The sequence below is a fragment of the Pseudomonas fortuita genome, assembly GCF_026898135.2.
Lineage (GTDB): Bacteria > Pseudomonadota > Gammaproteobacteria > Pseudomonadales > Pseudomonadaceae > Aquipseudomonas > Aquipseudomonas fortuita.
Genome location: NZ_CP114035.2, coordinates 4,717,995 through 4,743,674, shown reverse-complemented (window position 1 = coordinate 4,743,674; position 25,680 = coordinate 4,717,995). Strand labels below are relative to the sequence as shown.

General features: G+C 62.8%; 27 protein-coding genes. 16 read left to right on the top strand and 11 right to left on the bottom strand.

Going from position 1 to position 25,680, the window contains the following annotated elements; all coding sequences use genetic code 11:
• Window positions 1-114 precede the first annotated feature (114 nt).
• Complete coding sequence (locus OZ911_RS21690) at window positions 115-393, top strand: hypothetical protein (RefSeq protein WP_268968469.1); 279 nt, start codon at window positions 115-117, stop codon at window positions 391-393.
• Between the two features lie 136 nt (window positions 394-529).
• On the opposite strand, the gene OZ911_RS21685 is transcribed toward OZ911_RS21690, so the two are convergent.
• Entirely contained in the window at window positions 530-2,572 is a 2,043-nt protein-coding gene (locus OZ911_RS21685) for a S9 family peptidase (protein WP_023048405.1), read from the bottom strand.
• A gap of 138 nt (window positions 2,573-2,710) precedes the next feature.
• On the opposite strand from OZ911_RS21685, the gene OZ911_RS21680 reads away from it, so the two are divergent.
• Genes OZ911_RS21680 through OZ911_RS21670 form a run of 3 tightly spaced genes read left to right on the top strand, consistent with a single transcriptional unit; the run spans window position 2,711 to window position 4,530 of the window.
• Window positions 2,711-3,208: a hypothetical protein gene (locus OZ911_RS21680; RefSeq protein WP_016488594.1), complete on the top strand. Its 498-nt coding sequence runs from the start codon at window positions 2,711-2,713 to the stop codon at window positions 3,206-3,208.
• A 17-nt stretch (window positions 3,209-3,225) separates the two neighbouring features.
• Window positions 3,226-3,999 (top strand): class II glutamine amidotransferase, encoded by a 774-nt coding sequence (locus OZ911_RS21675; protein ID WP_016488593.1) that lies wholly within the window; start codon window positions 3,226-3,228, stop codon window positions 3,997-3,999.
• 9 nt (window positions 4,000-4,008) lie between these two features.
• Window positions 4,009-4,530 carry a DUF2937 family protein gene (locus OZ911_RS21670; protein ID WP_016488592.1) on the top strand — a complete coding sequence of 174 codons (522 nt, stop codon included), beginning with the start codon at window positions 4,009-4,011 and terminating at the stop codon, window positions 4,528-4,530.
• Window positions 4,531-4,559: 29 nt separating this feature from the next.
• On the opposite strand, the gene OZ911_RS21665 is transcribed toward OZ911_RS21670, so the two are convergent.
• Window positions 4,560-5,471, bottom strand: a complete 912-nt coding sequence (locus OZ911_RS21665) for a LysR family transcriptional regulator (protein WP_024718077.1) — start codon at window positions 5,469-5,471, stop codon at window positions 4,560-4,562.
• 130 nt (window positions 5,472-5,601) lie between these two features.
• Between OZ911_RS21665 and OZ911_RS21660 the strand changes: the two genes are divergently transcribed.
• The 4 genes from OZ911_RS21660 to OZ911_RS21645 are packed head-to-tail and all read left to right on the top strand — an operon-like array spanning window position 5,602 to window position 9,274.
• On the top strand, window positions 5,602-6,888 hold the full coding sequence (locus OZ911_RS21660; protein WP_023048404.1) for an MFS transporter: 1,287 nt from the start codon (window positions 5,602-5,604) through the stop codon (window positions 6,886-6,888).
• A gap of 9 nt (window positions 6,889-6,897) precedes the next feature.
• On the top strand, window positions 6,898-7,677 hold the full coding sequence (locus tag OZ911_RS21655; RefSeq protein WP_070086519.1) for a 5-oxoprolinase subunit PxpA: 780 nt from the start codon (window positions 6,898-6,900) through the stop codon (window positions 7,675-7,677).
• A complete protein-coding gene (gene pxpB, locus OZ911_RS21650) occupies window positions 7,674-8,360 on the top strand; it encodes a 5-oxoprolinase subunit PxpB (protein WP_023048403.1) in 687 nt (228 codons plus the stop codon). The genes OZ911_RS21655 and pxpB overlap by 4 nt, the downstream gene beginning before the upstream one ends.
• Window positions 8,357-9,274: a 5-oxoprolinase subunit C family protein gene (locus OZ911_RS21645; protein WP_070086520.1), complete on the top strand. Its 918-nt coding sequence runs from the start codon at window positions 8,357-8,359 to the stop codon at window positions 9,272-9,274. The genes pxpB and OZ911_RS21645 overlap by 4 nt, the downstream gene beginning before the upstream one ends.
• Before the next feature lie 52 nt (window positions 9,275-9,326).
• Here the strand turns inward: OZ911_RS21645 and OZ911_RS21640 are convergent, their stop codons facing one another.
• From OZ911_RS21640 to OZ911_RS21630, 3 genes are all read right to left on the bottom strand, one after another.
• On the bottom strand, window positions 9,327-10,505 hold the full coding sequence (locus OZ911_RS21640) for a vWA domain-containing protein (protein ID WP_016488586.1): 1,179 nt from the start codon (window positions 10,503-10,505) through the stop codon (window positions 9,327-9,329).
• Window positions 10,506-10,518: 13 nt separating this feature from the next.
• A complete protein-coding gene (locus OZ911_RS21635; RefSeq protein WP_016488585.1) occupies window positions 10,519-11,364 on the bottom strand; it encodes an AAA family ATPase in 846 nt (281 codons plus the stop codon).
• A gap of 158 nt (window positions 11,365-11,522) precedes the next feature.
• Window positions 11,523-12,596 (bottom strand): DUF748 domain-containing protein, encoded by a 1,074-nt coding sequence (locus OZ911_RS21630; RefSeq protein ID WP_023048401.1) that lies wholly within the window; start codon window positions 12,594-12,596, stop codon window positions 11,523-11,525.
• A gap of 134 nt (window positions 12,597-12,730) precedes the next feature.
• Between OZ911_RS21630 and cysK the strand changes: the two genes are divergently transcribed.
• The 3 genes from cysK (at window position 12,731) to OZ911_RS21615 (ending at window position 16,129) form a co-directional block, all read left to right on the top strand.
• On the top strand, window positions 12,731-13,705 hold the full coding sequence (cysK, locus tag OZ911_RS21625; RefSeq protein WP_016488583.1) for a cysteine synthase A: 975 nt from the start codon (window positions 12,731-12,733) through the stop codon (window positions 13,703-13,705).
• A gap of 173 nt (window positions 13,706-13,878) precedes the next feature.
• Window positions 13,879-14,814, top strand: coding sequence for an aspartyl/asparaginyl beta-hydroxylase domain-containing protein (locus OZ911_RS21620; protein ID WP_023048400.1), 936 nt, complete (start codon window positions 13,879-13,881; stop codon window positions 14,812-14,814).
• A 433-nt stretch (window positions 14,815-15,247) separates the two neighbouring features.
• Complete coding sequence (locus OZ911_RS21615) at window positions 15,248-16,129, top strand: DMT family transporter (protein WP_023048398.1); 882 nt, start codon at window positions 15,248-15,250, stop codon at window positions 16,127-16,129.
• 3 nt (window positions 16,130-16,132) lie between these two features.
• Here OZ911_RS21615 and OZ911_RS21610 read toward each other — a convergent pair whose 3' ends face one another.
• Window positions 16,133-16,591 (bottom strand): DUF4265 domain-containing protein, encoded by a 459-nt coding sequence (locus tag OZ911_RS21610; RefSeq protein WP_024718078.1) that lies wholly within the window; start codon window positions 16,589-16,591, stop codon window positions 16,133-16,135.
• Between the two features lie 13 nt (window positions 16,592-16,604).
• A complete protein-coding gene (locus OZ911_RS21605; RefSeq protein ID WP_016488578.1) occupies window positions 16,605-17,480 on the bottom strand; it encodes a DMT family transporter in 876 nt (291 codons plus the stop codon).
• A 184-nt stretch (window positions 17,481-17,664) separates the two neighbouring features.
• Here OZ911_RS21605 and aceK point away from each other — a divergent pair, with 184 nt between their 5' ends.
• Complete coding sequence (gene aceK, locus OZ911_RS21600; RefSeq protein WP_023048397.1) at window positions 17,665-19,374, top strand: bifunctional isocitrate dehydrogenase kinase/phosphatase; 1,710 nt, start codon at window positions 17,665-17,667, stop codon at window positions 19,372-19,374.
• A gap of 129 nt (window positions 19,375-19,503) precedes the next feature.
• On the opposite strand, the gene OZ911_RS21595 is transcribed toward aceK, so the two are convergent.
• Entirely contained in the window at window positions 19,504-20,364 is an 861-nt protein-coding gene (locus OZ911_RS21595) for a DUF6279 family lipoprotein (RefSeq protein ID WP_023048396.1), read from the bottom strand.
• 130 nt (window positions 20,365-20,494) lie between these two features.
• Here OZ911_RS21595 and OZ911_RS21590 point away from each other — a divergent pair, with 130 nt between their 5' ends.
• Complete coding sequence (locus tag OZ911_RS21590; RefSeq protein WP_023048395.1) at window positions 20,495-21,331, top strand: CvfB family protein; 837 nt, start codon at window positions 20,495-20,497, stop codon at window positions 21,329-21,331.
• 5 nt (window positions 21,332-21,336) lie between these two features.
• Here the strand turns inward: OZ911_RS21590 and OZ911_RS21585 are convergent, their stop codons facing one another.
• Both OZ911_RS21585 and OZ911_RS21580 read right to left on the bottom strand, forming a co-directional pair.
• Window positions 21,337-21,717, bottom strand: a complete 381-nt coding sequence (locus tag OZ911_RS21585) for a hypothetical protein (protein WP_016488574.1) — start codon at window positions 21,715-21,717, stop codon at window positions 21,337-21,339.
• Window positions 21,718-21,803: 86 nt separating this feature from the next.
• A complete protein-coding gene (locus tag OZ911_RS21580) occupies window positions 21,804-23,276 on the bottom strand; it encodes a right-handed parallel beta-helix repeat-containing protein (protein WP_023048394.1) in 1,473 nt (490 codons plus the stop codon).
• Between the two features lie 243 nt (window positions 23,277-23,519).
• On the opposite strand from OZ911_RS21580, the gene OZ911_RS21575 reads away from it, so the two are divergent.
• The 3 genes from OZ911_RS21575 to def all read left to right on the top strand — a co-directional run bounded on the left by OZ911_RS21575 (window position 23,520) and on the right by def (window position 25,347).
• Window positions 23,520-23,699, top strand: a complete 180-nt coding sequence (locus OZ911_RS21575) for a CsbD family protein (RefSeq protein WP_016488572.1) — start codon at window positions 23,520-23,522, stop codon at window positions 23,697-23,699.
• A 155-nt stretch (window positions 23,700-23,854) separates the two neighbouring features.
• Window positions 23,855-24,814, top strand: a complete 960-nt coding sequence (locus OZ911_RS21570) for a YihY/virulence factor BrkB family protein (protein WP_016488571.1) — start codon at window positions 23,855-23,857, stop codon at window positions 24,812-24,814.
• Window positions 24,811-25,347, top strand: coding sequence for a peptide deformylase (gene def, locus OZ911_RS21565; RefSeq protein ID WP_016488570.1), 537 nt, complete (start codon window positions 24,811-24,813; stop codon window positions 25,345-25,347). The genes OZ911_RS21570 and def overlap by 4 nt, the downstream gene beginning before the upstream one ends.
• Here the strand turns inward: def and OZ911_RS21560 are convergent.
• Window positions 25,302-25,670: a GNAT family N-acetyltransferase gene (locus OZ911_RS21560; RefSeq protein ID WP_016488569.1), complete on the bottom strand. Its 369-nt coding sequence runs from the start codon at window positions 25,668-25,670 to the stop codon at window positions 25,302-25,304. The genes def and OZ911_RS21560 overlap by 46 nt on opposite strands.
• Window positions 25,671-25,680: the final 10 nt, after the last annotated feature.

Sequence of the window (25,680 nt, the reverse complement as noted above, 5' to 3'; positions counted from 1 at the left end):
ATCAGGCAAATGACGGTTATGGCATTGAGTCTAGCGCGCTTGCAGGGCAGGCGGACAGGCGAAAGCGGTGATTTAGGCGTAGCCTGTAGAAAGGTTCCCGACAGGAGGTTGCTGATGCTTCACGCGATCCTGACCGCGCTGCTGATGGCTGGCCTGCCCCTGGCCGAAGCTGCCAGCACGCCACCTCGCCTCACTACGGCAGTGCCGGGTGCACCGGGCACCCCCACACCCACGCCATACCCGCAGATCACCCCGAGTACACCGCCCAAAGCCTACGACAGCCAGCCGGGGGCGCCCTTGTTGCCGCCAATGCCAGTGCCCGGGCCGCCGAAGGACCAGCCATTGCCGGGGTTGCGCCAGGACCCACCGAAGCCGGCGGTGCAGGATGATTGAGCATGAGCGGCCTGCGCCGGTCCTGTGGGAGCGGGCATGCCCGCGAACACCGGCGTAGCCGGTGCCAGGCACCGCGTTGACTGCTTCGCGGGCATGCCCGCTCCCACAGGTATCGCGCAGGTGCTCAAACCTCCCTTCAGGCGATACCTAATTCGCCAAACACGAACGCATACTCCAGGGCCACATCTTTCAACCCCTGGTACCGCCCGCTCATCCCACCATGCCCAGCCCCCATCTCGGTCTTGAGCAGAAGCAGGTTGCTGTCGGTCTTGTGCGTGCGCAAGCGCGCCACCCATTTGGCTGCTTCCCAGTACTGCACGCGGCTGTCGTTGTAGCCCGCTACAACCAGCATCGCCGGGTAGGCCTGCGCTTTTACATTCTCGTACGGCGCATAAGCCTTGATCCGTTCATACACCTGCGGCTCCTCAGGGTTGCCCCATTCGTCGTACTCGGTCACGGTCAGCGGCAGCTCGGGGTCGAGCATGGTATTGAGCACGTCGACGAACGGTACTTCGGCAATCGCACAGCGGAACAGCTCGGGCCGCAGGTTGAGCACTGCACCGATCAGCAGGCCGCCAGCGCTGCCGCCGCTGATGGCCAACTGCTCGGCAGTGGTCACACCCTCGGCGATCAGGTGTTCGGCGCAGGCGATGAAGTCGTTGAAGGTATTGGGTTTGTGCTCCTGCTTGCCGGCGCGGTACCAGGCTTCGCCCAGTTCGCCACCGCCGCGCACATGGGCGATGGCAAAAGCCACGCCGCGTTCCAGCAGGCTCAGCCGCGCATGGGAGAACCAAGGGTCCAGGCTTTCGCCATAGGCGCCGTAACCGTACAGGTACAGCGGCACGGGTTGGCCCAGGTCCTGGCGGCGACGCACCAGGCTGATCGGCACCTGGGTGCCATCCGCTGCGGTTGCCCACCGGCGCTCGCTCACGTAGTCATCAGCATCGAACGCACCCAGCACCGGGGTTTGCTTGAGCACGGCCTGGGCGCCGCTGGCCAGCTCCAGCTGGCGCACCTGGGCTGGGCGGTTGAGCGCTTCGTAACGCAGGCGTACGCGTGTGCTGGCAAACTCCAGGCTGTCTTGCACGTACAGGCTGTAGGCGGCGTCGGGGAGTTCCACACGGTAGCATGGCAGGCCTTGCGGGCGTACTTCGATGATCGGCAAACCGCCTTCGCGCAGGCTCAGGGTCAGCGCGCCGGCATTCAGGCTGAGGCCTTCGAGCATGATCGCATCGCGGTGTGCGACCAGCACCTGCCAGTGTGCACGGCTGGGCACCGGTGTGGCAGGGGCCTGGTACAGCGCGAAGTTGATACCGTCCTGGTTGGTGCGGATGAACCAGCGCCACTCGCCATCGAGCTGGCCATGGTCGGGGAAGTACTCATGGCCTTCGACACGCGGCGCCAGGCAGGTGAACGGCGCCTGCGGCGTTTCGGCATTTAGTACCCAGGCCTCGCTGGTGGTCTTGCTGTTCAGCAGCAGCACCAGTTGGCGCTCGGAGCTGGTGCGGTAGCAGTGCAGGAAGAAGCGCCCGTCGGGCTCTTCGAACACGGTCTGCGCAGCGTCGCTGCCGAGGGTATGACGGCGCAGGCGCCAAGGGCGGTGGGTGTCGTCCAGTTCAGCGAAGAACAGCGTCTGGCTGTCATTGGCCCAGGTCAGGCTGCCGTCGCAGTCGTCGAAGGGCAGGGCGGTGATGCTGCCGGTGGCCAGGTCCTTGACGTACAGGGTGTAGATTTCATCGCCGCTGGTGTCGAGGCTGTAGGCAAGCAGGCGGTGGTCGGGGCTGACGTTGAACGCCCCCAGCGACAAAAAGCCGCCATTGGCCAGGGCGTTGGGGTCGAGCAGCAGTTGCTCCTGGCTTTCATCGACGGTGTTCGAGTCGTCTGCCGGGCGCGGGCAGCGGTAGTGCCGTGGGTACTCGTCGCCTGCGGTGGTGCGGGTGTAGTACAGGTAGGGGCCCCAGGGGGCCGGCAGTGACAGGTCGGTTTCCAGGATGCGGCCCTTGATCTCTTCGAACAATTGCTCACGCAACGGTGCCTGGTCGGCCAGGCAGGCTTCCTGGTAGGCGTTTTCGGCTTGCAGGTAGGCGAGTACCTCGGGGGTGTCGCGCTGTTGCAGCCAGGCGTACGGGTCGGCGGCGTTATCGGCGTGGGCGATGGGAGGTTGGGGCTTGGTTTGCATTGAGGGTCTCTTGGTTGGGGTTGCCTGTACCGGCCTCTTCGCGGGCCCGCCCGCGAAGAGGCCGGTACAGGCAAACACTGTCTGCGCCCGGAAAAGTGTTTATCATAGGCATCTCTTTGCCTGGCTTGCACGAACACCATGACCGAGAACGACTACACCTTTGCCTGGGGCCTGTACGCCGTGGCCGCCTTGGGCTGCCTGCTGGTGGCCTTCAAGCTTACCGGCTGGATGTGGCGCTGGCTGCGCGAACCGCTGCGGGTGGTGCTGGCAGTGCTGCTGCTGACCCCGACTGTCGTCGACCCGGTCAAGGACAGCTTCGCCCCGGCCATCGCCATCACTGCCCTGGACCTTGCCTTCAAGGTGGGCAACAACGCCTGGCGTGCGGTGTCCGACTTCGCCATGTACGGCATGATTGCCTTCGGCCTGTATTTTCTCTTCGTGCTGGTGCGCTGGCCGCTGGAAAAACGCGCCAGTGAGCGGCGTGTGCAAGCCGAGGCGGCCGCCAAGCGCCAGGCGGATGAAGATGACCAGGTCGCCGGGCAAGCCCCCTTGGCCGCCGAGCGCGGCGACCGTTACCGCGACGACCCACGCCCTGCCGTTCCCCGCGGCAATGGCCGGGTCGAGCCCCGTCTGTAAGCGGAGGAGACACGCCTGTGTGCGAACTGCTGGGCATGAGTGCCAACGTCCCCACCGACATCGTTTTCAGCTTTACCGGCCTGATGCAGCGCGGGGGCCGTACCGGCCCGCACCGTGACGGCTGGGGTATCGGCTTCTATGAAGGCCGCGGGCTGCGCCTGTTCCAGGACCCGGCCGCGAGCAGCGAGTCGGAAGTTGCCAACCTGGTGCAGCGTTACCCGATCAAGAGCGAGGTGGTGATCGGGCATATCCGTCAGGCCAACGTCGGCCGGGTGTGCCTGTCCAACACCCACCCGTTCATGCGGGAAATGTGGGGCCGCAACTGGTGCTTTGCGCACAATGGGCAACTGGGCGATTTCAAAGGGCAGGCCAGCTTCTACCGGCCGGTGGGCGACACCGACAGCGAAGCGGCTTTTTGCGACTTGCTCAACCGCATCCGCAGTGCTTTCCCCGAGCCGGTGCCGGTAGAACAGCTGCTGCCGGTGCTGGTGGAAGCCTGTGCCGGCTACCGTGGCCGGGGTGTGTTCAACTGCATGCTCAGCGATGGCGACTGGCTGTTCTGCTTCTGTTCGACCAAGCTGGTGCATATTACCCGCCGTGCGCCGTTTGGTGCCGCGCGGTTGAAGGATGTCGACCTGATCGTCGATTTTCATACCGAAACCACCCCCAACGACGTGGTCACGGTGATTGCCACCGAGGCCCTGACCGAGAACGAGACCTGGCATCGCTACGAGCCCGGTCAATGGGCCCTGTGGCGGCACGGCGAGTGCGTGGCACACGGTCAGAGCTAAGGACGCTGCATGTTCAGAAGTTACCTGCGGTTGCTGCTGTTCACCTTCGGCCTGCTGGCCGGTATCCAGGTCCCTGGGCTGGTCAAGGACTATAGCCAGCGGGTCGAGGCGCACCTGTTCGAGTCGCGCGAGGCGCTGGATGGGTTCCGGCAAACGGCCGAGCGATTTTTCAAAGGCGATTTGCAGGCGCTGCTGCAGCATTACCGCAGCAGTGACGACCCGGTGTTCAACAGTGATGCCAACAGCATCGAAAGCCTGATGATCCGCAACGAACTGCTGGAAAAAGAATGGCAGGCGTTGCAAGGGCCGTGGGCCCAGCGTACCTGGCATGTGCTGGTGCAGGCCGACCCACAACTGCGCGAGGAAACCCTCAATGCCTACAGCTACCAGATTCTGCTGGTGCCCGAGGCAATTGGCTGGGGTGTTGGCGCAGGGTTTGTGCTGGCCTTTGTGGTCGAAAGCCTGTTGCTGGGGCTTGGCTGGGTGATCCTGGGCGGGCGGCGCAGGGCGGTGAAAGAAAGCTGGCGCTAGGCTGCTCCCACAAAGACCGCGTTAGCCGGTCAGATGAGTGCTATCCGCTGCCCACCCACATCCCGCGCATACCGCTCCAGCACCTGTCGGCACACCCCGACCACTTCATCGACCAACGCCACCCCTGTCTGCCACGCCACCACCAGTTCCAGGCTTGGTGGCGGTTGCAGGCCTTGCAGCAACACCAGCTCGCCCCGACCCAACTCGGCATCCACCAGTGCCGGCGGCAATGCGCCAATACCAAAACCGTCGCGCAATAGCCGGGTGATCGCCGCCACCGAGTTCACGCAATTCAACCGCGGCGTCTGCGCCCCCGCAGCCTGCAGCAAGCTCAGCACCTCCTGGTGCGGCCGTGAATTCTTCGAGAAGGTGATGATGCGCTCGCGCCCAAGCTCGGCCAGCGACGCATAGTCCCGGTGCTGGTGCGAGCCAGCCGCCACCACCCAGCCCATGGGGTAGCGCGCCAGGTCGAGGCTGCGAATCGACTGCTCGCGCAGCAGGTCGGTCTGCAAAATCACGTCGAGAAAGCCTTTTTGCAGCTGTTCGCGCAAGTTCAGCGCGGTGTCGGCCACCAGCTCGATTTCGACCTGCGGGTAGCGCTCGGTCAGCTCTGCCACCAGCGCACTCATCCAGGTGTGGATCACCGTGTCCATCACGCCGATGCGAATGCGCCCGACCTTGGCCCGGTCGCTGTCCAGCGACTGCTTCATGGCTTTGGCGGTATCCAGCATGCGCTCGGCATACTCCAGCACCTTGCCGCCTTCCGGGGTCAGGCTGACCCCACGTGAGTCACGCAGCAACAGCTTCACGCCCAGGTCTGCCTCCAGCGCGGCAATGCGGCTGGATACCGAGGCTTGGGTGGTGAACAGCTTTTCTGCCGTCAGGCGGAAGCTTTTGAGCCGGGCGACCCAGACGAAGGTTTCGAGGAAGCGAAGGTTCATGATCAGTTTTTCTTGTTCCAGACCGGCGGTTTTTCTCGTTGGACGCAGGCGGCGTGGCCTTTGAACAATGGTGCCCAGGCCGCGACGCTTCATGTCGCCCATAAAACAATACCAACAAGCCGAGGCATCCATGAACCCCACCGGCGTGCAGCAGCAGGTCAGCTCACCTTCTTCGTCCGGGCCTTTCGCCTGGTACCGCGACATCGACAAACAGCAACGGCGCACCTTCTGGAGCTGCAAGATCGGCTATGGCCTGGACGGCATGGACACGCAGATGCTCAGCTTTGTCATCCCCACGCTGATCATGCTGTGGGGCATCACCACCACCGAAGCCGGATTGATCCATACCAGCACCTTGATCGCCTCGGCCGTGGGGGGCTGGGTCGCCGGTATCCTCTCCGACCGCATCGGCCGGGTGCGCACCTTGCAACTGACGGTATTGTGGTTCGCCTTTTTCACCTTCCTGTGCGGCTTCGCCCAGAACTACGAACAGCTGCTTATCGCCCGCACGCTGATGGGCTTTGGCTTCGGCGGTGAATGGACCGCTGGTGCAGTGCTGATTGGCGAGGTAATCCGCGCACAGGACCGCGGCAAGGCAGTGGGCATGGTGCAGTCCGGCTGGGCCATCGGCTGGGGCCTCACGGCGATTCTCTACGCACTGCTGTTCTCCTGGCTGCCGCCAGAGCAGGCCTGGCGTGCACTGTTCCTGTTGGGGCTGGTGCCGGCGATCTTCGTGATCTTCGTTCGGCGCCTGGTCAAAGACCCTGAAGTGTATCGCCAGGCCAAGGCAGTGGAGACCGCCGAGGCACCTTCGCACTTCTACGAAATCTTCGCCCCGGGCATGCTGTGGACCACTGTGCGTGCGTCCCTGTTGACCACTGGCGCATTGGGCGGTTACTACGCCATCACCTCGTGGCTGCCGACCTTCCTCAAGAACGAGCGCGGCCTCAGCGTGCTGGGCACGGGTGGCTACCTGGCCATGGTGATCGTGGGTTCGTACGTGGGCTATGTGGTCAGCGCTTACTTGTCCGACCTGCTGGGGCGCAAGAAGAACTTCATCCTGTTCGCCGTGGGCTCGTTCGTGATCGTGCTGCTGTACACGCAGCTGCCGGTCAGCGATGGCGTGATGCTGTGGCTGGGCTTCCCGTTGGGCTTCTTCGCCTCGGGCATCTTCAGCGGCATGGGCGCGTTTCTGACGGAGCTGTTTCCTACGCGCATTCGCGGTTCGGGGCAGGGCTTTTGCTACAACATCGGTAAGGTCATTGCGGCTCTGTTCCCGTTGCTGATTGGTATGCTCGGCCAGAACGTGCCACTGGGCCTGGGTATCGGCATGTTCGCTGCCGTGTCCTACGGAATTGTGATCGTGGCGGCCTTGAGCCTGCCGGAAACACGCGGCAAACAGCTGCAGGCGCGGTAAGGTAAGCCTGTGAACAACAACAAGGGAGACCGCGTGGTGGAACGCCTGCTACTCAATTGCGACATGGGTGAGAGTTTCGGCAGCTGGCGCATGGGCCTGGACGCCGAGGTAATGCCCTACATCGACTGCGCCAACATCGCCTGTGGCTACCACGCCGGCGACCCCGGGATCATGCGCCGCACCGTGGCGTTGGCGCTGGCGCATGGGGTGACCATTGGCGCGCACCCGGCCTACCCGGACCTGGTCGGCTTCGGCCGCCGCTCCATGGCCTGCAGCCCCGAGGAAATCCGCGACCTGCTGCATTACCAGATCGGCGCGCTGGACGGCATCTGCAAAGTGCTGGGTGGCCGCGTGGCCTATGTGAAGCCCCATGGCGCGCTGTACAACGACATGATGGCCGACCCGCTAAAGCTGCGTACCGTGCTGGAGGCCGTGGCGGCCTACGACAGCACCTTGCCATTGATGTTGATGGCCACCGCTGACAACCGCGCCGCCCAGGCCCTGGGCGATGAAATTGGCGTGCCGTTGTGGTTCGAGGCCTTCGCCGACCGCGCCTACACCGCCAGCGGCCACCTGGTGTCGCGCCGCTTGCCTGGGGCAGTGCATCACGACCCGGCGCGGGTGCTGGAGCAGGCAGTGCGCCTGGCCCGTGGCGACGCGCTGATGGCGGACGATGGCAGTGCCCTGCGCCTGCAGGCCAGCACGCTTTGCGTACATGGCGACAACGACAGTTCGGTGGCAGCGGTGAGGCAGATACGCCAAGCCCTCGATGCTCTGGAGTCGCAATGAAGGCGCGTATTGAAGTGGTCGCCATCGACAGCCTGATGGTGCGCCTGTTCGACCGTATCGACGAGGCCAACATGCCGTGGATGCTCGCCGCCAGCCAGCGCCTGAGCGCCGTGTTCGGCGAGCACCTGCTGGATCTGGTGCCGTCCTACACCACGCTGATGGTGCAGTTCGACCTGCCGCCAGGCGAGGCGAGGGCGCTGATCACGCAGGCGCTGGAGGGTTTGCAGCCGGACACCGGCAGAGGCGGCCGGCGCCACGAGATCCCGGTGTGGTACGACCCCAGCGTGGGCCCAGAACTGCCTGTGCTGGCGGCGCGCAGCGGCATGAGTGAAGCCCAGGTTGTGCGCTTGCATTGCGCACGTGATTATCCTGTGTTCGCCTTGGGCTTCGCCCCCGGTTTCGGCTTTATGGGCCTGGTCGACGAACGCCTGGCTAGTCCGCGTCTGAGCACCCCGCGCAAGCGGGTGGCGGCGGGTAGCGTGGGCATCGCCGAGCGCCAGACGGCGGCGTATCCGGCAGTATCCCCAGGTGGCTGGAACCTGATCGGGCGCACGCCGGTGCGCCTGTTCGACCGTGGGCGTGACGGCTACAGCCTGTTGCAACCCGGCGACCGGGTGCGTTTCGTGCCGGTTTCGCGCAGCGAGTTCCTGGCGTTGGGCGGCGATGTGGAGGCACAAGGATGAAGCAATTGAAGATCGAGGCCAGCACGCCGCTGTGCCAGTTGCAGGATGCTGGCCGTTTTGGCGTGCGTCACTTGGGCGTGACCCAGGGCGGGGCACTGGACTGGGTGGCGATGCGCTGGGCCAACTGGTTGCTGGGCAACCCGTTGGAGGCGCCGGTGGTCGAGGTAGCGTTGGGGGGCTTTTGCGTGGTGGCCGAACAGGATTGTGTGCTGGCCCTGGCCGGTGCCGACCTGGACGCGCGCGTCGATGATCAGCCCGTCGTGCCCTGGCGCAGCTTTGCCTTGAGCAAAGGGCAGCGCTTGACCCTGAAGCAGCCAAAGCAGGGTGTGCGGGCTTACCTGGCGGCACCGGGCGGGTTTCAGGGTGAGGATGTACTGGGCAGCTGTGCCACCGTGGTACGTGAAGCGCTGGGTGGCATCGATGGTCAGGGTACTGCGCTGGTTGAGGCCCAGGCACTGGCGTTCACCGGTAGCCATGCAACCCTGCGCGAGGTGCCACAAGCGCTGCGCCCGCAGTACGCAGAAAAGGCAGTGCTCGACCTGGTGATAGGCGCACAGATCGGTGATTTCAGTGGTACCAGCCTGTTCGAAGCCTTCAACCGGGAGTGGACGCTGGACAGCCGGGCTGACCGCATGGGCATCCGCCTGTTGGGGCCGCAGCTGGTTTACCAGGGGGCGCCGATGATTTCTGAAGGGATACCGCTGGGGGCGGTGCAGGTGCCGCCGGATGGGCAGCCGATTGTGTTGCTCAATGATCGGCAGACCATAGGCGGGTATCCGCGGCTTGGGGCGTTGACGCCGTTGGCGCTGGCGCAACTGGCGCAGTGCATGCCGGGGGCGGTGGTGCGCTTCAGGGCGGTGGTGCAGGATGAGGCCTGGCGGGAGCACCAGGTTTACCTGGGCCGTTGGTTGTAAGGCTGCCGGCCCTTTCGCGGGCAAGCCCGCGAAAGGGCCGGCACAGGCAAAATCACTTGGACAGGTACCGCATCCCTTCTTCCAGCCCCTGCAAGGTCAGCGGGTACATCTTGTCTTCGATCAGGTCCCGCACCAGGTGGGTCGAGGCGGTGTAGTCCCAGGCCTGCTTGGGGTACGGGTTGATCCAGATGATCTTCTTGAATTTCTCCATGAAGCGCTGCAGCCACACATACCCGGCCTCTTCGTTCCAGTGCTCCACGCTGCCACCCGGCTGGGTGATTTCATAGGGCGCCATGGCCGCATCGCCGACAAATACCACTTTGTAGTCGTCGCCATACTTGTGCAGCAGGTCGAAGGTGGAATAGCGCTCAGAGGTGCGACGCAGGTTGTTCTTCCACACCGACTCGTACACGCAGTTGTGGAAGTAGTAGTACTCCAGGTGCTTGAACTCGGTCTTGCAGGCCGAAAACAGCTCTTCGCAGACCTTGATGTGGGCGTCCATCGAGCCGCCGATGTCGAACAACAACAGCAGCTTTACCGTGTTGCGCCGTTCAGGGCGCATCTGGATGTTCAGCAAGCCGGCGTCCCGCGCGGTATGGTCGATGGTGCCGTCGATATCCAGCTCTTCGGCGGCGCCTTCGCGGGCAAACTTGCGCAGCCGGCGCAGGGCCAGCTTGATGTTGCGCGTGCCGAGCTCCACCTGGTCGTCGAGGTTCTTGTACTCGCGCTGGTCCCACACCTTTACCGCCTTGCCCTGGCGTTTACCGGCCTCACCCACGCGGATGCCTTCGGGGTTGAAACCGCCCGAGCCAAACGGGCTGGTACCGCCGGTACCGATCCACTTGTTGCCGCCGGCGTGGCGTTCCTTTTGCTCCTCAAGGCGTTTCTTGAATTCCTCGATCAGCTTGTCCAGGCCACCCAGGGACTGGATCTGCGCACGCTCTTCATCCGTGAGCGAACGCTCGAACTCCTTGCGCAGCCAGTCTTCGGGGATTAGCGCCTCGATGTGCCGGTCGAGGTTTTCCAGGCCCTTGAAGTAGGCGGCGAAGGCCCGGTCGAACTTGTCGAAATGGCGTTCGTCCTTCACCAGGATGGCGCGGGCGAGGTAGTAGAACGCGTCCATGTCGGCGAACACCACGTGCTTTTGCAGGGCCTGGTGCAGGTCCAGCAACTCACGTACCGACACCGGCACCTTGGCCGCGCGCATTTCATTGAACAGGTTGAGCAGCATGGCCCGGCTCCTGTCAGCGGTTGCCGCGCCGGCTCATGAAGGCCAGGCGTTCCAGCAGTTGCACGTCCTGCTCGTTTTTCACCAGCGCGCCGGCCAGCGGCGGGATGGCCTTGGTCGGGTCGCGTTCGCGCAGTACGGCTTCACCAATGTTGTCGGCCATCAGCAGCTTGAGCCAGTCGACCAGTTCGGAGGTGGACGGTTTTTTCTTCAGGCCCGGCACCTTGCGCACGTCGAAGAACACATCCAGCGCCTCGCTGACCAGCGACTGGCTGATGTTCGGGTAATGCACGTCGACAATCTGCTGCAGCGTGGTGCGGTCGGGGAAGGCGATGTAATGGAAGAAGCAGCGGCGCAGGAAGGCGTCCGGCAGCTCTTTTTCGTTGTTGGAGGTAATGATGATGATCGGGCGCTGCCTGGCCTTGATGGTCTCGTCGATTTCATAGACGTAGAACTCCATCTTGTCCAACTCTTGCAGCAGGTCGTTGGGGAATTCGATGTCGGCCTTGTCGATTTCGTCGATCAGCAGGATGACCCGCTCATCGGCCTCGAAAGCTTCCCAAAGCTTGCCTTTTTTCAGGTAGTTGCGCACATCGTGCACTTTGTCTACGCCCAGCTGCGAGTCACGCAGACGGCTGACCGCATCGTACTCGTACAGGCCCTGGTGGGCCTTGGTGGTGGACTTGATGTGCCAGGTGATCAGCCGCGCACCGAACGAGGCCGCCAGCTGCTCGGCGAGCATGGTCTTGCCGGTGCCGGGCTCGCCCTTGACCAGCAGTGGGCGTTCGAGGGTGATGGCCGCGTTTACCGCCAGTTTCAGGTCGTCTGTGGCGACGTAGTCGCGGGTGCCTTCGAACTTCATGGGTCTGTCCTCTGCTGTAAGCCTGTCAGGGCCTCTTCGCGGGCACGCCCGCGAAAGGCCCAACACCTGTTTTTGATTTGTTACCGACTATAACGCGGGGCCACGCGGCTGGAAACGCAGACCGGGTATTCAGTCCCTGAATGCCCCGTCACGCAATCTCAGTCGGAATCCGGCGCGCCGCGCTCGTAGCGGGCATTGAACGCCTGGATAAACCCGTTACGCAGGATCTGCAGGAATGCCTCAAACGCGCTGACATCCTGCTTGCGCACGCTGCCACTGAGTTCCACCCGGGTAGCGAACTGGTTTTTTGGCTGGTTCTTCAGCACCGTTTCGGTCGCCCCCACCACTGCCTCCCACACCGAGCGGAAGAAGCCCTTGTCCTTTTCCTCGACGTCCTGTTGCCAGTCGAATACATCGACATCGCGCAGCAGCGGCTTTATGTAGCCGTTCAGCCGACCGTTTTCCGCCTGCGCCTCGATGACTACGTCCCCGTGCCCGGCGTTGAAGTCGAATTTGCCATAGGCGCTGGCGAAGTCGTTCAGCTTGCGCAGTTCGATGCCGGTAGCACGAAGCCTGAATTCGAAGTCATCGAAATCACTGAACGGGTCGAACGTCGCACGGCTCTCCACCTTGGCATCGCCTGCGATGAGTGCAGTACCTTCGAAACTCGCATCGCGACGGCCCTTGGGGTCACGAACATTGGTCAGGTTGCGGATGTTGGCGTTCAACTGAGTGGCCTTGAGGTCGACCGGTGGCTTGGAGTTGAAGTTGTGGAACGTCAGCACGCCGTTGTCGATGCGCACGTCATTGAGGGTGATGGGCAGCAGTTTTTCCAGTTGCTGGCGCCAGTCGGTACCCCGACCGGTCTGCGACGCCTGTTTGCTGCCACCGTCGACGAAGTTCAGTTCTGGGCGTACAAAGGTCACTTCGGCCACCACGGCCTTGTCGTACCACAGCGAATGCCAACTCACCGAAAGGTCGATCAGTGGCGCGTCGAGGAACGGTACCGGCACCTTGCCGCTGGTCTTGACGATCTTCAGGCCGTTGATCTGGTAAGCGCCGCGCCACCACGCCAGGTCGACGTCGGCCACCTGGCCGCGGTAATCGCCCATGTCGGCCAGTTTTTCGTTCAGGTAGTTGCGCACCAGGTAGGGCAGGGCAAAGTGCAAGGCTGCCAGCAACACGACCAGGCAGCCCAGGCCGATCAGCGGCCAGCGATAACGGGCTCTCATCAGGGCGTCTCCAAGGCGGGATGTGCGGTTGACCGCAACACGCCCGGCCGAGTTCGAACAGGCTTTACGGGCCACCGGCCGGGGCTTACCCTTGAGGTCTTTCCGTGCTGTTTTTCATGCCAAGGACTCCTGCCATGAGCCGTATCTTTGCAGACAATGCCCATTCCATCGGTAACACGCCGCTGGTGCAGATCAACCGCATCGCCCCGCGTGGCGTGACTATTCTGGCCAAGATCGAAGGGCGCAACCCGGGTTATTCGGTCAAATGCCGCATTGGCGCGAACATGGTCTGGGACGCAGAGAGCAGCGGCAAGCTCAAGCCGGGCATGACCATCGTCGAGCCCACCTCGGGCAACACCGGTATCGGCCTGGCTTTCGTCGCCGCCGCCCGTGGCTACAAGCTGATGCTGACTATGCCTGCCTCCATGAGCCTGGAGCGCCGCAAGGTGTTGAAGGCGCTGGGTGCCGAACTGGTGCTGACCGACCCGGCCAAAGGCATGAAAGGCGCGATCGAGAAGGCCAACGAAATCGTCGCCTCCGACCCGGCCCAGTACTTCCTGCCGGGTCAGTTCGAAAACCCGGCCAACCCGGCCATCCACGAAAAAACCACCGGGCCGGAAATCTGGAACGACACCGATGGCGCCGTCGACGTGCTGGTGGCGGGCGTGGGGACGGGCGGCACCATTACCGGTGTGTCGCGCTACATCAAGCACACCCAGGGCAAGGCAATCCTGTCGGTGGCGGTCGAGCCCTTGGCATCGCCGTTGATCACCCAGACCCTGGCGGGCGAAGAACTCAAGCCCAGCCCGCACAAGATCCAGGGCATTGGCGCCGGCTTCGTGCCGAAAAATCTCGACCTGTCGATTGTCGATCAGGTGGCGACAGTGACCGATGAAGAGTCCAAGGCCATGGCCATCCGCCTGATGCAGGAAGAGGGCATTCTCTGCGGGATTTCCTGTGGTGCAGCCATGGCCGCCGCCGTACGCCTGGCCGAAAAACCGGAGATGCAGGGTAAGACCATCGTCGTAATCCTGCCTGATTCGGGCGAGCGTTACCTGTCGAGCATGTTGTTCAGCGACATGTTCAGCGAGCAGGAAAACCAGCAGTAATCGACCTTGCCGCTGACCCGGCGCAATAATCGCCGGAGTGGTTTATTGCACAATCTTCATGAATGCGATCCCGCCCGGGTTGTTTGTACCTCGGCGGGATCGGTTTATGATGGCAGGATGATTTTCAGAAGAGCAGGTGGTGCAGCCGTGGCTCTTCCCCAAGGAGTGAAAGCATGACCTTTTCCTTTGCAGCCAAGGCGGGTGTCTTGCTGGTGTTTTTCGGCAGCGTGTTGTTCGTGCACCTGCGCGGCAAGGCCCGCCTGCCGGTGTTGCGCCAGTTCGTCAACCATTCGGCGCTGTTCGCTCCCTACAACGCGTTGATGTACCTGTTCTCCGGCGTGCCGTCCAAGCCCTACCTGGACCGTCAGCGCTTCCCTGAACTGGACGTGCTGAAAGACAACTGGCAGGAAATCCGCGAAGAGGCCATGCGCCTGTTCGATGAAGGCTACATTCGCGCCGCCGAAAAGGACAACGATGCCGGCTTCGGTTCGTTCTTCAAGAAGGGTTGGAAGCGGTTTTACCTGAAGTGGTACGACAAGCCGTTGCCTTCGGCCGAAGCCCTGTGCCCGCGCACCGTCGAGCTGGTCAGCAGCATTCCCAACGTGAAGGGCGCAATGTTTGCCCTGTTGCCCGGCGGCAGCCACCTGAACCCGCACCGCGACCCGTTTGCAGGCTCGCTGCGCTACCACCTGGGCCTGTCCACGCCGAACTCCGATGCTTGCCGCATCTACGTCGATGGCCAGGAATACGCCTGGCGTGATGGCGAAGACGTGATGTTCGACGAAACCTACGTGCACTGGGTGAAGAACGAAACCGACTTCACCCGGGTGATCCTGTTCTGCGACATCGAGCGCCCGCTGAGCAGCCCGCTGATGACCCGCATCAACCGCAAGGTCAGTGCCTTCCTCGGCCGCGCCACCGCGCCGCAGAACACCGATGACGAGCGCGTGGGCGGGATCAACCAGGCGTATGCCTGGAGCAAGCGCTTCAGCAATAAAATCAGCACCCGTGTGAAGCAGTTCAAACGCGCCAACCCCAAGGCCTACCGCGTGCTGCGGCCGGTGCTGGCGGTGGTGGTGGTGTACCTGCTGTATCACTGGTTGTTCTGATTTTTTGTTGTCTGACCCGGCCTCTTCGCGGGACAAGCCCGCTCCCACAGGTTCTCCTCATCGTTCGAGGACGATGGCGCTCTTGTGGGAGCGGGCTTGTCCCGCGAAGAATCCCACGCTATATTCCAGGCATTCACCTCCTCAAAGACCCCGTTCATGCCAGCCACCCCTTCCACCACAAGCTTTGCCTTCGCGCCAGTCGCGGGCAGGGTCGTGCGTGGCAGCCAGCAGCCGGTCATGATCAGTCATTACCCACCACCTGTCAGTGGCGTTGTAGGCGGCGTAGCTCCGCCTCCTTGCGTGGTCGTGCTGGGCTGATCGGCTTGTTGCCGAACCCCTACGCACACGCAACCTACTGAACACGGTCGGCTACTTCCCCGCTGAAGCGCACGCCGTCCGTTTGGCTTTTCTGCCTACTATCAGGTGGCAATACATGTCTGTCGTTACCAAAGCATCCGTGGCCTCGGCGGCCACGACCAGCCTGTTCGTCCTGCTGTGGAGCAGCGGGGCGATTGTCTCCAAGCTGGGCCTGGCGCACGCCAGCCCGTTCGCCTTCCTGCTGTTGCGCTCGTCGTTGGCCCTCGCGGGCCTGCTGCTGATCGGCCCGCTGCTGGGGCTGCGCTGGCCGCGCAGCCGAGGGGCGATTCTGCGCGCCTTGGGTACCGGGTGCGTGCTGCTCGGCGCCTACCAGATCTTCTACTTGCTGGCGCTCAACACCCATGTCACCCCTGGCGTCATGGCCACGGTCATGGGGGTACAACCGATCCTTACCGTGGTGCTGATGGAGCGTCAGCGCTCATGGAGCCGTTTGTTCGGCCTGGGGCTGGGGTTGGCTGGCCTGATCATGGTGGTGTACCAGGGTATCAACCTGGGAGGGGTGTCGCTGGCGGGGATGCTGTTTGCCCTGCTGGCGCTGGCCAGCATGACCCTGGGCTCGATCCTGCAAAAGCGCATCACCGATAACCCCATGGGCACGTTGCCGCTGCAGTACCTGGCCGGCTTTGCCATGTGCGCGCTGTTCGCACCGTTGCAACCACTGCATGTCGAGTGGGCCGGCGGCTTTGTCGGCGCGTTGCTGTGGATGGGCCTGGTGGTTTCATTGCTGGCGACGTTGCTGCTGTATCGGCTGATCGCCAAGGGCAACCTGGTCAATGTCACCAGCCTGTTCTACCTGGTGCCGGCGGTGACCGCAGTGATGGACTTCCTGATCTTCGGCAACCGACTGGCACCGCTCAGCCTGCTGGGCATGGGGTTGATCGTGGTGGGCCTGCTGTTCGTGTTTCGCAAGCCCGCCGCGCGCCTGGCCGAGGCGTAAGTCCTAGCGGAACTCTTCGGGGATGGCGTGGCGCAATACGCCTTCCTCGAAGTCCAGCAGGCCGGCCTCGCGCTGGGTGAGCAGGTAGTAGAGCAGGGTGTCGAGTGAACGCGCTGGCGGGACTTCGACGGCCAGCATTCTCACGGCCTGCTCGGTTTCGCACTTGCAGCCGAAGTCCTGCAAGGCCGTGCATACCTGGTCCAGGGTTTCCGGTGGCTTTACCAGCACCCGGAATACCGAGCTGCCGCTGCCGCAGCGCAGTGCGTCGAACCAGGTTTCGCCGTTTTCTTCACGGGTGGTTATCACATCACCCGGGGCAATGCCGTAGACATGGAAGGGGATGTTGTCGACGGCATAGCCGCCTTCCACGGCTTTGGCCCATAGGCCTTCGACCGAGGCCGGTGGGTAGCCGTTCTCGTCCTGTTCCAGGCGGAACAGGACCTTCTTGTACGCGCCGTTCATCATGTGCCCCACTTCAGCTGCGCGCCGGGCGCAGCACCAGCCACAGTGCCATGCCAATCAGCAAACCGCCATACAGGTGGCCCATCGACAGTGACTCATCCAGCAGCCAGGCGCCCCACAGTACACCGAACACCGGAATGAGGAAGGTCACGGTGCTGGCCTTTACCGGTCCGATTTCTTCCAGCAGGCGGAAGTAAAGGATGTAGGCGAACGCCGTGCACAACAGCCCCAGGCCCAGCAGCGACAGCCACACCTGCCAGCCGCCCCAGCTGGCGGGTGGCTGGCTCAGCGCGCTCCAGGCGAACACTGGGCTTAGCAGCAAGGTGGCGCCGAGCATGCTGCCCAGCGCCGAAAGGCGGCTGTCCAGGCCGCTGATCCAGCGGCGGGCAAGGAAGCCGGCAAAGCCGTAGCAGGTGGTGGCCGCCAGGCAAGCGAGGGCGCCTTGCAGCAGGGCCATGTCCAACGCGACCGGGCCGGCGCCGCTGAGGATGCCGACGCCAAACAGGCCCAGGAAGATGCCGCACAACTTGGGCAGGGTCATGGGCTCGCGGAAGAACAGCATGCCGATCAGCACGCCCATCAGTGGCGTGGTGGCGTTGAAGATCGCCGAGTAGCCGGCTGGCAATACCTGAGCGGCAACGGAATAGAAGGTGGCGGGGATACCGGAGTTGATCATGCCCAGCACCAGGCAGGCACCCAGCTTGCCCTGGAAGTCCCAACGCACGCGGGCGACCGCGACGATGCCGATCAAGCCCAGGCAGGCAATGGATACCCGGAAGAACGCGGTCGGCACCGTGCCCAGCTCGGGGGCGATGATGCGCATGAACAGGAAACTCGCCCCCCAGACGGCAGCAAGGGTCAGCAGGCGGGCTAGGGCGATGGGGCTCACGGCGGTCTCCGGGTACAGGGCAGGGCGCGAGTGTACGCCAGGGGGCGGGGGGATTCTTGTGCTTTCTTGCGGTGCAATCCATTGCGGCCTGCAAGGGCCATGCAGGCCTTCGAGGTGTGGCATTAACCCATGACCACAAGGGCGGCTAAGCTCAGTACTCAATCTTTGCACCGAGGCCCACCGCATGACCCAGCACTGGCCTGCCGGCGAGATCGCCCGGATGATCCTCGATGGCTTTGACGACTATCGCGAGCATTTTCGCCGCATCACCCTAGGCGCCCGCGAGCGCTTCGAGCAGGCGCGTTGGCAAGATAGCCAGCGGGCAGCCGCTGCCCGTATCAACCTGTACGAACAGAAGGTCGGTGAGGTCAACGGCTGGTTGCGTGATGCGTTCGATGACGAGGTGCTGCTGGAGGTCGAGCAGTGGCCTCTGGTTAAAAGTGCCTACATACGTCTGATCGACCCGCGCCTGGACGATGAGCTGTCAGAGACCTGGTACAACTCATTGTTCTGCAGCCTGTTCAGCCATGACCAGATCAGCGACGGCTGCATGTTCATCCACACCACCCGGCCGTCCATCCGCAGCCACCAGCGCGCCACGCAAACCTGCACCTATCGCCCCGATGGCAAACTGCAGGGCCTGCTACGGGCGATTCTTTCCGACTATGCATTCGCCTACGCCGACCTTGAAAGCGACGTGTCACGCCTTGAGGAGCAACTGCGCGAATGCCTGCCGGATTGGGTGTGCAAAGACCCGATGCTGGCAGTGGAGCTGTTTTCGCCGGTGCTGTACCGCAACAAGGGTGCCTACCTGGTCGGCCGGTTGTACAACAGCGATGAGCAGTGGCCGCTGGTGATACCGCTGCTGCACCGCGAAGGGCATGGTATCGAGGCCGATGGGCTGATCACCGACGAGGCCGAGGTGTCGATCATCTTTTCCTTCACCCGCTCCTATTTCATGGTCGATGTGCCGGTACCGGCAGAGTTCGTCAACTTCCTCAAGCGCATCTTGCCGGGCAAGCACATTGCCGAGCTGTACACCTCCATCGGTTTCTACAAGCACGGCAAGTCGGAGTTCTACCGGGCGCTGATCAACCACCTGGCCGGCAGCGAAGACCGCTTCGTCATGGCGCCTGGGGTGCGCGGCATGGTCATGAGCGTGTTTACCCTGCCGGGCTTCAACACCGTGTTCAAGATCATCAAGGACCGCTTCTCGCCGTCTAAAACCGTCGACCGCGCCACGGTGATCGACAAGTACCGGCTGGTGAAAAGCGTCGACCGCGTGGGGCGCCTGGCCGATACCCAGGAGTTTGCCGATTTTCGCTTCCCACGGGGCAAGTTCGCGCCCGAGTGCCTGGCCGAACTGCTGGAGGTAGCACCGTCGACGGTGGTTTTGGAGGGTGACACGGTACTGATCCGCCACTGCTGGACCGAGCGGCGCATGACGCCGTTGAACCTTTACCTGGAGCATGCCAGCGAAGGCCAGGTGCTGGAGGCGCTGGAGGATTACGGCCTGGCCATCAAGCAACTGGCGGCGGCTAACATTTTCCCCGGCGACATGTTGCTGAAGAACTTTGGCGTGACCCGCCATGGCCGGGTGGTGTTTTACGACTATGACGAGATCAGCTTCCTGACCGAAGTGAACTTCCGCCACATTCCGCCACCGCGTTACCCCGAAGACGAGATGTCGGGCGAGCCGTGGTACTCGATCGGGCCGCATGACGTGTTCCCCGAAGAGTTTCCGCCGTTCCTGTTTGCCGATATTGGCCAGCGGCGGTTGTTCAGCCGCTTGCACGGGGAGTTGTATGACGCGGATTACTGGAAGGGGCTGCAGGCAGCGATTCGTGAGGGGAAGGTGATTGATGTGTTTCCCTACCGGCGCAAGGCCCGGTAAATGCTTGGCCTGTCTTGGCCCTATCGCCGGCAAGCCAGCTCCCACAGGATTACCACAGGGCTGAGCGTTCTCGGGGACCTGTGGGCGCTGGCTTGCCGGCGATAGGGCCAGGGCAGGCAACCAGTGACTTCACCCCTTCAAACACTTCAATTCACCGAAATCAGTCCGCACCTTGCCCAGCTTTTCTTGCAAGAACCGCCGCTGTTGCGGGGTGCTCAGCTGCACCAGGTCCACCAGCAGGCTGCGCGCCTGTTGTTCGGTATTTTGAAACGCTGAGCGGTATTCAGGCGTCCACAGACTTTCCTTGCGCTGCAACAGTGTCGCCAGGCGTGGTTCAAAGCTGGCGTCATTGCGCTGGTTCATCGCCAGCAACAATTGCTGCTGCCAGTGGGCGCGGTTGGCGATCCATTCGCGGTTCTGGTCGCCCAACGCTGTGGACCAGGCCTGGACCCGTTGCTTCTGTGCTGCCGACAACTCGCCGAACCACGGGGTCAGGCGTTTCTCCATGCGTTCGCTACGGCGGGCGATCTGTTTGGGCAGCGGCGTATCCACGTACTTTTTCTGCCGTTCGCTGATGTCATCGCGGAACGCTTCGCGCATCTGCGCCACTTGGGTATCGCTCATGCCGCGCAACAGTTCAGTGGCCGATGGGGTGATTTCCTCTGCCACCCGGTCAATCGCCTCACGGGCCTCACGGGTACGTTGCTGCAGGGCCTGGTCGGTCACTTGGCCATCGGCGACCATGCCGCGTACCCGGTCCAGCCAGTCGAGGTAGCCGGGCAGCTGGGTCTTGCAATGCCAGGCCAGGTGCTCGCGCAAGCGGCCGTCGAGCAAGGCCTTCTGCTCGCTGTTCATGTCCAGGTAATCGCCCAGCGACCACGGCACCAGGCGGTCGAGGTTGCGGTAGGCCAGGTCGATGCGGCTGCAGGCGGCCACGGCCAGTGCGAAGCCGACGGCGACAAGCAAGGCTTTGAGCAGGCGTAGCGGCATGTGCTGTTCCTTCCTCAGTCTGGCCAGAGGGTAGACGCAAGGGCGGGCTGGCGGTTCAACTGTATCAGTGGTCGGGCCATGCGGTGGCTTCAGGTGTAGAATAGCCGCCTTGTCTTGAGGATCATCGGAAATGGCTCTGCTTGGGCGTTACAACAGTTTGCAAATCGTGAAACACGTGGACTTCGGCCTGTACCTGGACGGCGGCGCCGATGGCGAAATCCTGCTGCCGGGGCGCTACATCCCGAAAAACGCCGAAACCGAGGTGGATGACTGGCTGAACGTGTTCATCTATCTGGACAGCGAAGACCAGCTGATCGCTACCACTGAAAAGCCCAAGGTTCAGGTGGGTGAGTTTGCCAGCCTCAAGGTCAAGGACATCAACGGGGCCGGTATCTTCCTGGACTGGGGCCTGCCCAAGGACCTGCTGATGCCGTACTCGGAAGAGGCTCGGCAGCTGAAGATCGGCGATTACTGCGTGGTGCACGTCTACCTCGACAAGCGCACCCGCCGCATCACCGCCACGTCGCGCCTGGACCGTTACCTCGACGTCAGCCCGGCCGACTACAAAGTCGGGCAACCGGTCGAGTTGCTGGTGGCCGGCGAAACGCCGATGGGCTTCAAGGCCATCATCAATAACCGCCACTGGGGCCTGATCCACAAGAACGAGGTGTTCAAGTTCCTGCGTTCGGGCATGCACGAAAAGGGCTTCATCAAGGAAGTGCGCCACGACGGCAAGATCGCCCTGAGCCTGCAACCGGTGGGTGCGGCCCTGGCTGACAGCCTGCAAGAGCAGATCATGGCGCGTCTGGAGGCTGAAGGTGGGGTGTTGGGCGTGTGCGACAAGAGCGACCCGGCGCTGATCAGCAAGCTGTTCAACGTCAGCAAGGGCAACTTCAAGAAGGCTATCGGCGCGTTGTTCAAGCAGGGCCTGATCGTCATCCATGACGACCGTATCGAGAAGGTCTGACCGCCTTAAGCCTGCACGAAGTTGCGGAAGTCCAGCTGCTCGCCACCCGGGCGGGTGTCGCGCAGCAGCGAATCGCGGTCGGCGCTGAGCGCAAGGCTGATGGTGGAACGGCGCTTGCCGGGCTTGCGCACTTCCATCTGCTCCAGGTGAGCCTTGAGGAAGTTGGTGGGCACCTTCAGGTGCTGCAGCTCATCGCTTTCTGGCGTGTGCAGCAGCAGGTTGACCCAGTCGGCCTGGCCCTTGCCCAGCAGCGCCACAGGCACTTCGAACCACCACAGGTTGCGTTTGTTGTCCAGGATGGCGAACAGCGTATTGCTGCTGTTCAGCACCGGCTTGGCCAGTGCTTCGTTGCGCCGGGCGATGGCGGCGGGTTTGTCGAGTTTCATGCAGGTTCCTGCGGGTTGACGCTATGAAGGCCTGCATTGTGAGGGGTGGCACCGGGCGGGGCAAGCCCGCGAACAGGCCGGTAGCGTTAACGCCGAACCGGCAGGCTCAACTCGGATGTTGCCCCGTCAGCTGTCGTCACGGTCGCAGTAAAACTGCGCAGCCCGCCGATGCCCTCCAGCACCTGCGCAAACCGCGCCTGGCCCTGCTTGTCACTGTTCACCAGCACCTCCCCGAGGTACTGCTGCGCCTCGGTGCCATCTGCCTCGGCATTGCCAAACAACTCCACCCGCAGCAGGCTCGACGCCGGCCCCTGCACTTCACCACGCAACACATTGCCTTGCAGCGCAATCAGGTGTGGCGCTTGCTGGTTATGGTTGGGCAGCGGTTGGCAAGGCTTGGGCTCGCCGTTGGAATCGCAGATGATTGCCTGGTCTTTCTTCGGCAAGTCGGCCCCCACCCCGCGCGAGCCCACATACAGCGCATGCGCCTGGGCCGGTACGCCAAACACGATGGCGCCTGTGCGCTGGCCCGGCACGCACGAACCGCCAGCTTCGCAGCGGCGGATATCCTGGCTGTTACCCCAGATGCGATTCCCGCTCAGGCGTGTGGCGGTGGCCTCCGGCTCCGGGCGCAGTGCCACGCCGATGCGGTTGCCGTGGATCAGGTTGCCGTCGAGGATGTTGCCATCGCCGGTAACGCTGACGCCGATCGAGTTACCAGTGAACGTGTTGGCAGCCAGGTAGTTGCGCTTGCCCCAGTTGATCTGCAGGCCGTCGGAGTAGTTTTCGAAGCGGTTGCGCACCACGCTGTTGTCGTTGCCCAACAGAATCTCGATACCCTGCGATGGCTCGGGGTTGGCCGAGGTGGAGCGGAACAGGTTATCGGCCACCAGGTTGAATGCCGCGCCGCGGGTCAGCTCCAGGCCGTCGCCATTGTCGATCAGCTGGTTGCGCAGCACCTTGTTGTTGTTCGTGGTGGTAGCGGTGGGGTTACCCGCGCCGTCGTCACCGGTGAGCATGATGCCAGCGCCGCCCTTGTTGGCGATGATGCGGTTGTCTTCGATCACGTTGCCACTGGCGCGGTTGACCAGGATGCCGATGCAAAAGTTGCGCACTTCCAGGCCGCTCAGGTGCACGCCCTGGGTGTCGCGCAGCACCAGCCCGGGGTTGGTGGTGGTGCGCACGTTGGTGCCGAACTGGCCGGGCAGGGCGCCGGGGCAGGTGCGTACGCCCTGGTCCTTGATGTAGGCCGAACCGTCGATGGCGATGTACTGGCCATCGCGCGCCCAAGGCAGGCCGGTGATGCGCACTGGGCCCTTGATGTCTGGGAGCGCACGGCTGGGGCGAATGATGTAAGGCGGTTTGCCGACAGCGTCAATGTCGATGCTGTAGTGGCCGGGGTTCTGGTTGCTGGTTTCGATGGCCCAGCGCAGCGAACCGGGTTGGCTGTCGTCGGCGTAACGCTCGACACGCAAGGTTTCGGAGTTGGCCGGTGCAGCGGCCAGGGCGGGCAGGGGGAGCAGTGGCAGCAAGGCCACCAGTGCAGGCATCAGACGCATGGGTGCGGGTATCCGGAAAACATTGTTCTTATCGAGTGCCAGCCTGCTGTGGGCGGACGTTTGCGGGCATTCTAGGGCAGCTGTGCTGGCTGCGTAGGTGCGCCGGGGTGATTTGGTGCGGTATTCGCCCGCAGTTTTACCGTTCGGCTTGCGAATGGAAAATTCGTTGAAACTCCTGGCGAGGGTGTTGGGTCCACCTTCTGTCGACACGGTTCACGTGTCTCCATTTGCAGGAGTTTTGCCATGAGCGGTACTAAAGACAAAGCGAAAGGTCTGGCCAACGAAGCAATCGGCAACGTGAAACAGGGTGTTGGCAAGGTAACCGGCAACGACAAGCTGCGTGCAGAGGGCAAGGCGCAGGAAGTCAAAGGCGAGGCGCAGCAGATCAAGGGCGATGTAAAGGACGCGGTGAAAAAGCCTTGATTTGAGCAACCTGTACCGGCCTCTTCGCGGGCAGGCCCGCGAAGAGGCCTATAAGGGCTTGAACCTTTTCTGATGCATTGGCCGGGAGCAGCACAGCAGCGGTATGGTCTATTAGACTTGTCTGTTGAATCGATCGAGCGGCGAAAGGAGACGCTATGATTTTTTCCGCCCTGCAGGGCCTGCCCTTGCACCGCGTGCTGGTGCGCACCGTCAAGGAATTCCTTGATGACGAGATGTCCACCTATGCCTCTGCGCTGGCTTACCAAGCACTGTTTTCGCTGTTCCCTTTCTTGCTGTTCCTCATTGCCCTGATTGGTTTTCTGCATTTGCCGGACTTCTTTTCCTGGCTGCGGCTGCAGTCGGAACTGGTACTGCCACCGCAGGCGCTGGAACAGGTCAACCCGGTGATCGACCAGTTGCAGCAGTCCAAGGGCGGGCTGTTGTCGGTGGGTATCGTGATTGCCTTGTGGACCGCATCGGCCGGCGTACGCCTGATGATGAGCGCGATGAACGCTGCTTACGATGTGCCCGAAGGCCGCCCGGTTTGGAAGCGTATCCCGCTTTCCATTTTCTACACCATCGGCCTGGCCGGCATGTTGCTGGCGGCCGCAGCACTGATGGTACTGGGCCCGCAGGTGATGGAATGGATCGCCGCCCAGATTGGTATGCAGGAGTTCATCGTCACACTCTGGACCATCCTGCGCTGGCCAGTGATCATCATCTTGCTGATGGTGGCAGTGGCCCTGATCTACTACGTCATGCCTGACGTGAAACAAAAGTTTCGCTTCATTACACCCGGTTCGGTGCTGGCAGTGGTGGTGTGGATCGTGGCTTCCCTGGGCTTTGCTTATTACGTGAAAACCTTTGCCGACTACAACGCGATGTACGGCAGCATTGGTGCAATCATCGTGCTGTTGCTGTATTTCTATATTTCCGCTGCCGTATTGCTGCTGGGCGCGGAGATGAACGCGGTGATCGAGCACATGTCGAGCGAGGGTAAAAACCCTGGTGAGAAAGATTTCGAAGGGCACAAGGCTCCGCAAACCATCACCGTGCTGGGCCATGAGCACCCGCAACCCAGCGAGCACCAACCTTCCGAGCCGAACCCCAGATGATCCGTGACATTCTAAAGATGGGCGACGAACGCCTGCTGCGCATCGCCCCGCCCGTGCCCGAGCACATGCTCGGCACTGTCGAACTGCAGCAACTGATCGACGACATGTTCGAAACCATGCGCCATGTGGGCGGCGTAGGCTTGGCCGCGCCACAGATTGGTATCGACCTGCAGTTGGTGATTTTCGGCTTCGAGCGCAGCGAGCGCTACCCGGATGCCGAAGCGGTGCCGCAGACCATTTTGATCAACCCGGTCATCACGCCGATGTCCACTGAAGTAGAGGACGGCTGGGAAGGTTGCCTGTCGGTACCGGGCCTGCGCGGCGTGGTGCCACGCTTCAAGCATATCTGCTACGAAGGGGTCGACCCCCAAGGCAACCCGATCAACCGCTTTGCCGACGGTTTCCATGCGCGGGTGGTGCAGCACGAGTGTGACCACCTGATCGGCCGGCTGTACCCATCGCGTATCCAGGACTTTGCCAAGTTCGGCTACACCGAGGTGCTATTCCCCGGGCTCGAGGTCAGCGACGACTGACCCCGCTGCAGGGCTACCAGGCGTTTGCTGCGCTGGTAGCGCTGCAAGCGGCTGGCCAGGGTTTCGGGCAGTTGCCCGGCCGTGTGGAAACCCAGGCGCTGATAGAAGGGCGCCAGGTCCGGGTGGCAGAACAGCCAGGTTGGTCCGCCAGCGTGTTGCAGCGCCGCGTCGATCAACCGCCCGGCCACCCCTTGGCCGCGCAGTTGCGGGTCGACGAACAGCCCCGTCAGCCATAATCCTTCGCCTACTGCACTGAGGCTCAAGCCCGCAATGATGCCTGGGGCGCGTGCCACCCACAGTTCAGCGTCGCTTGCAGCACGCATGCGCGAGCCG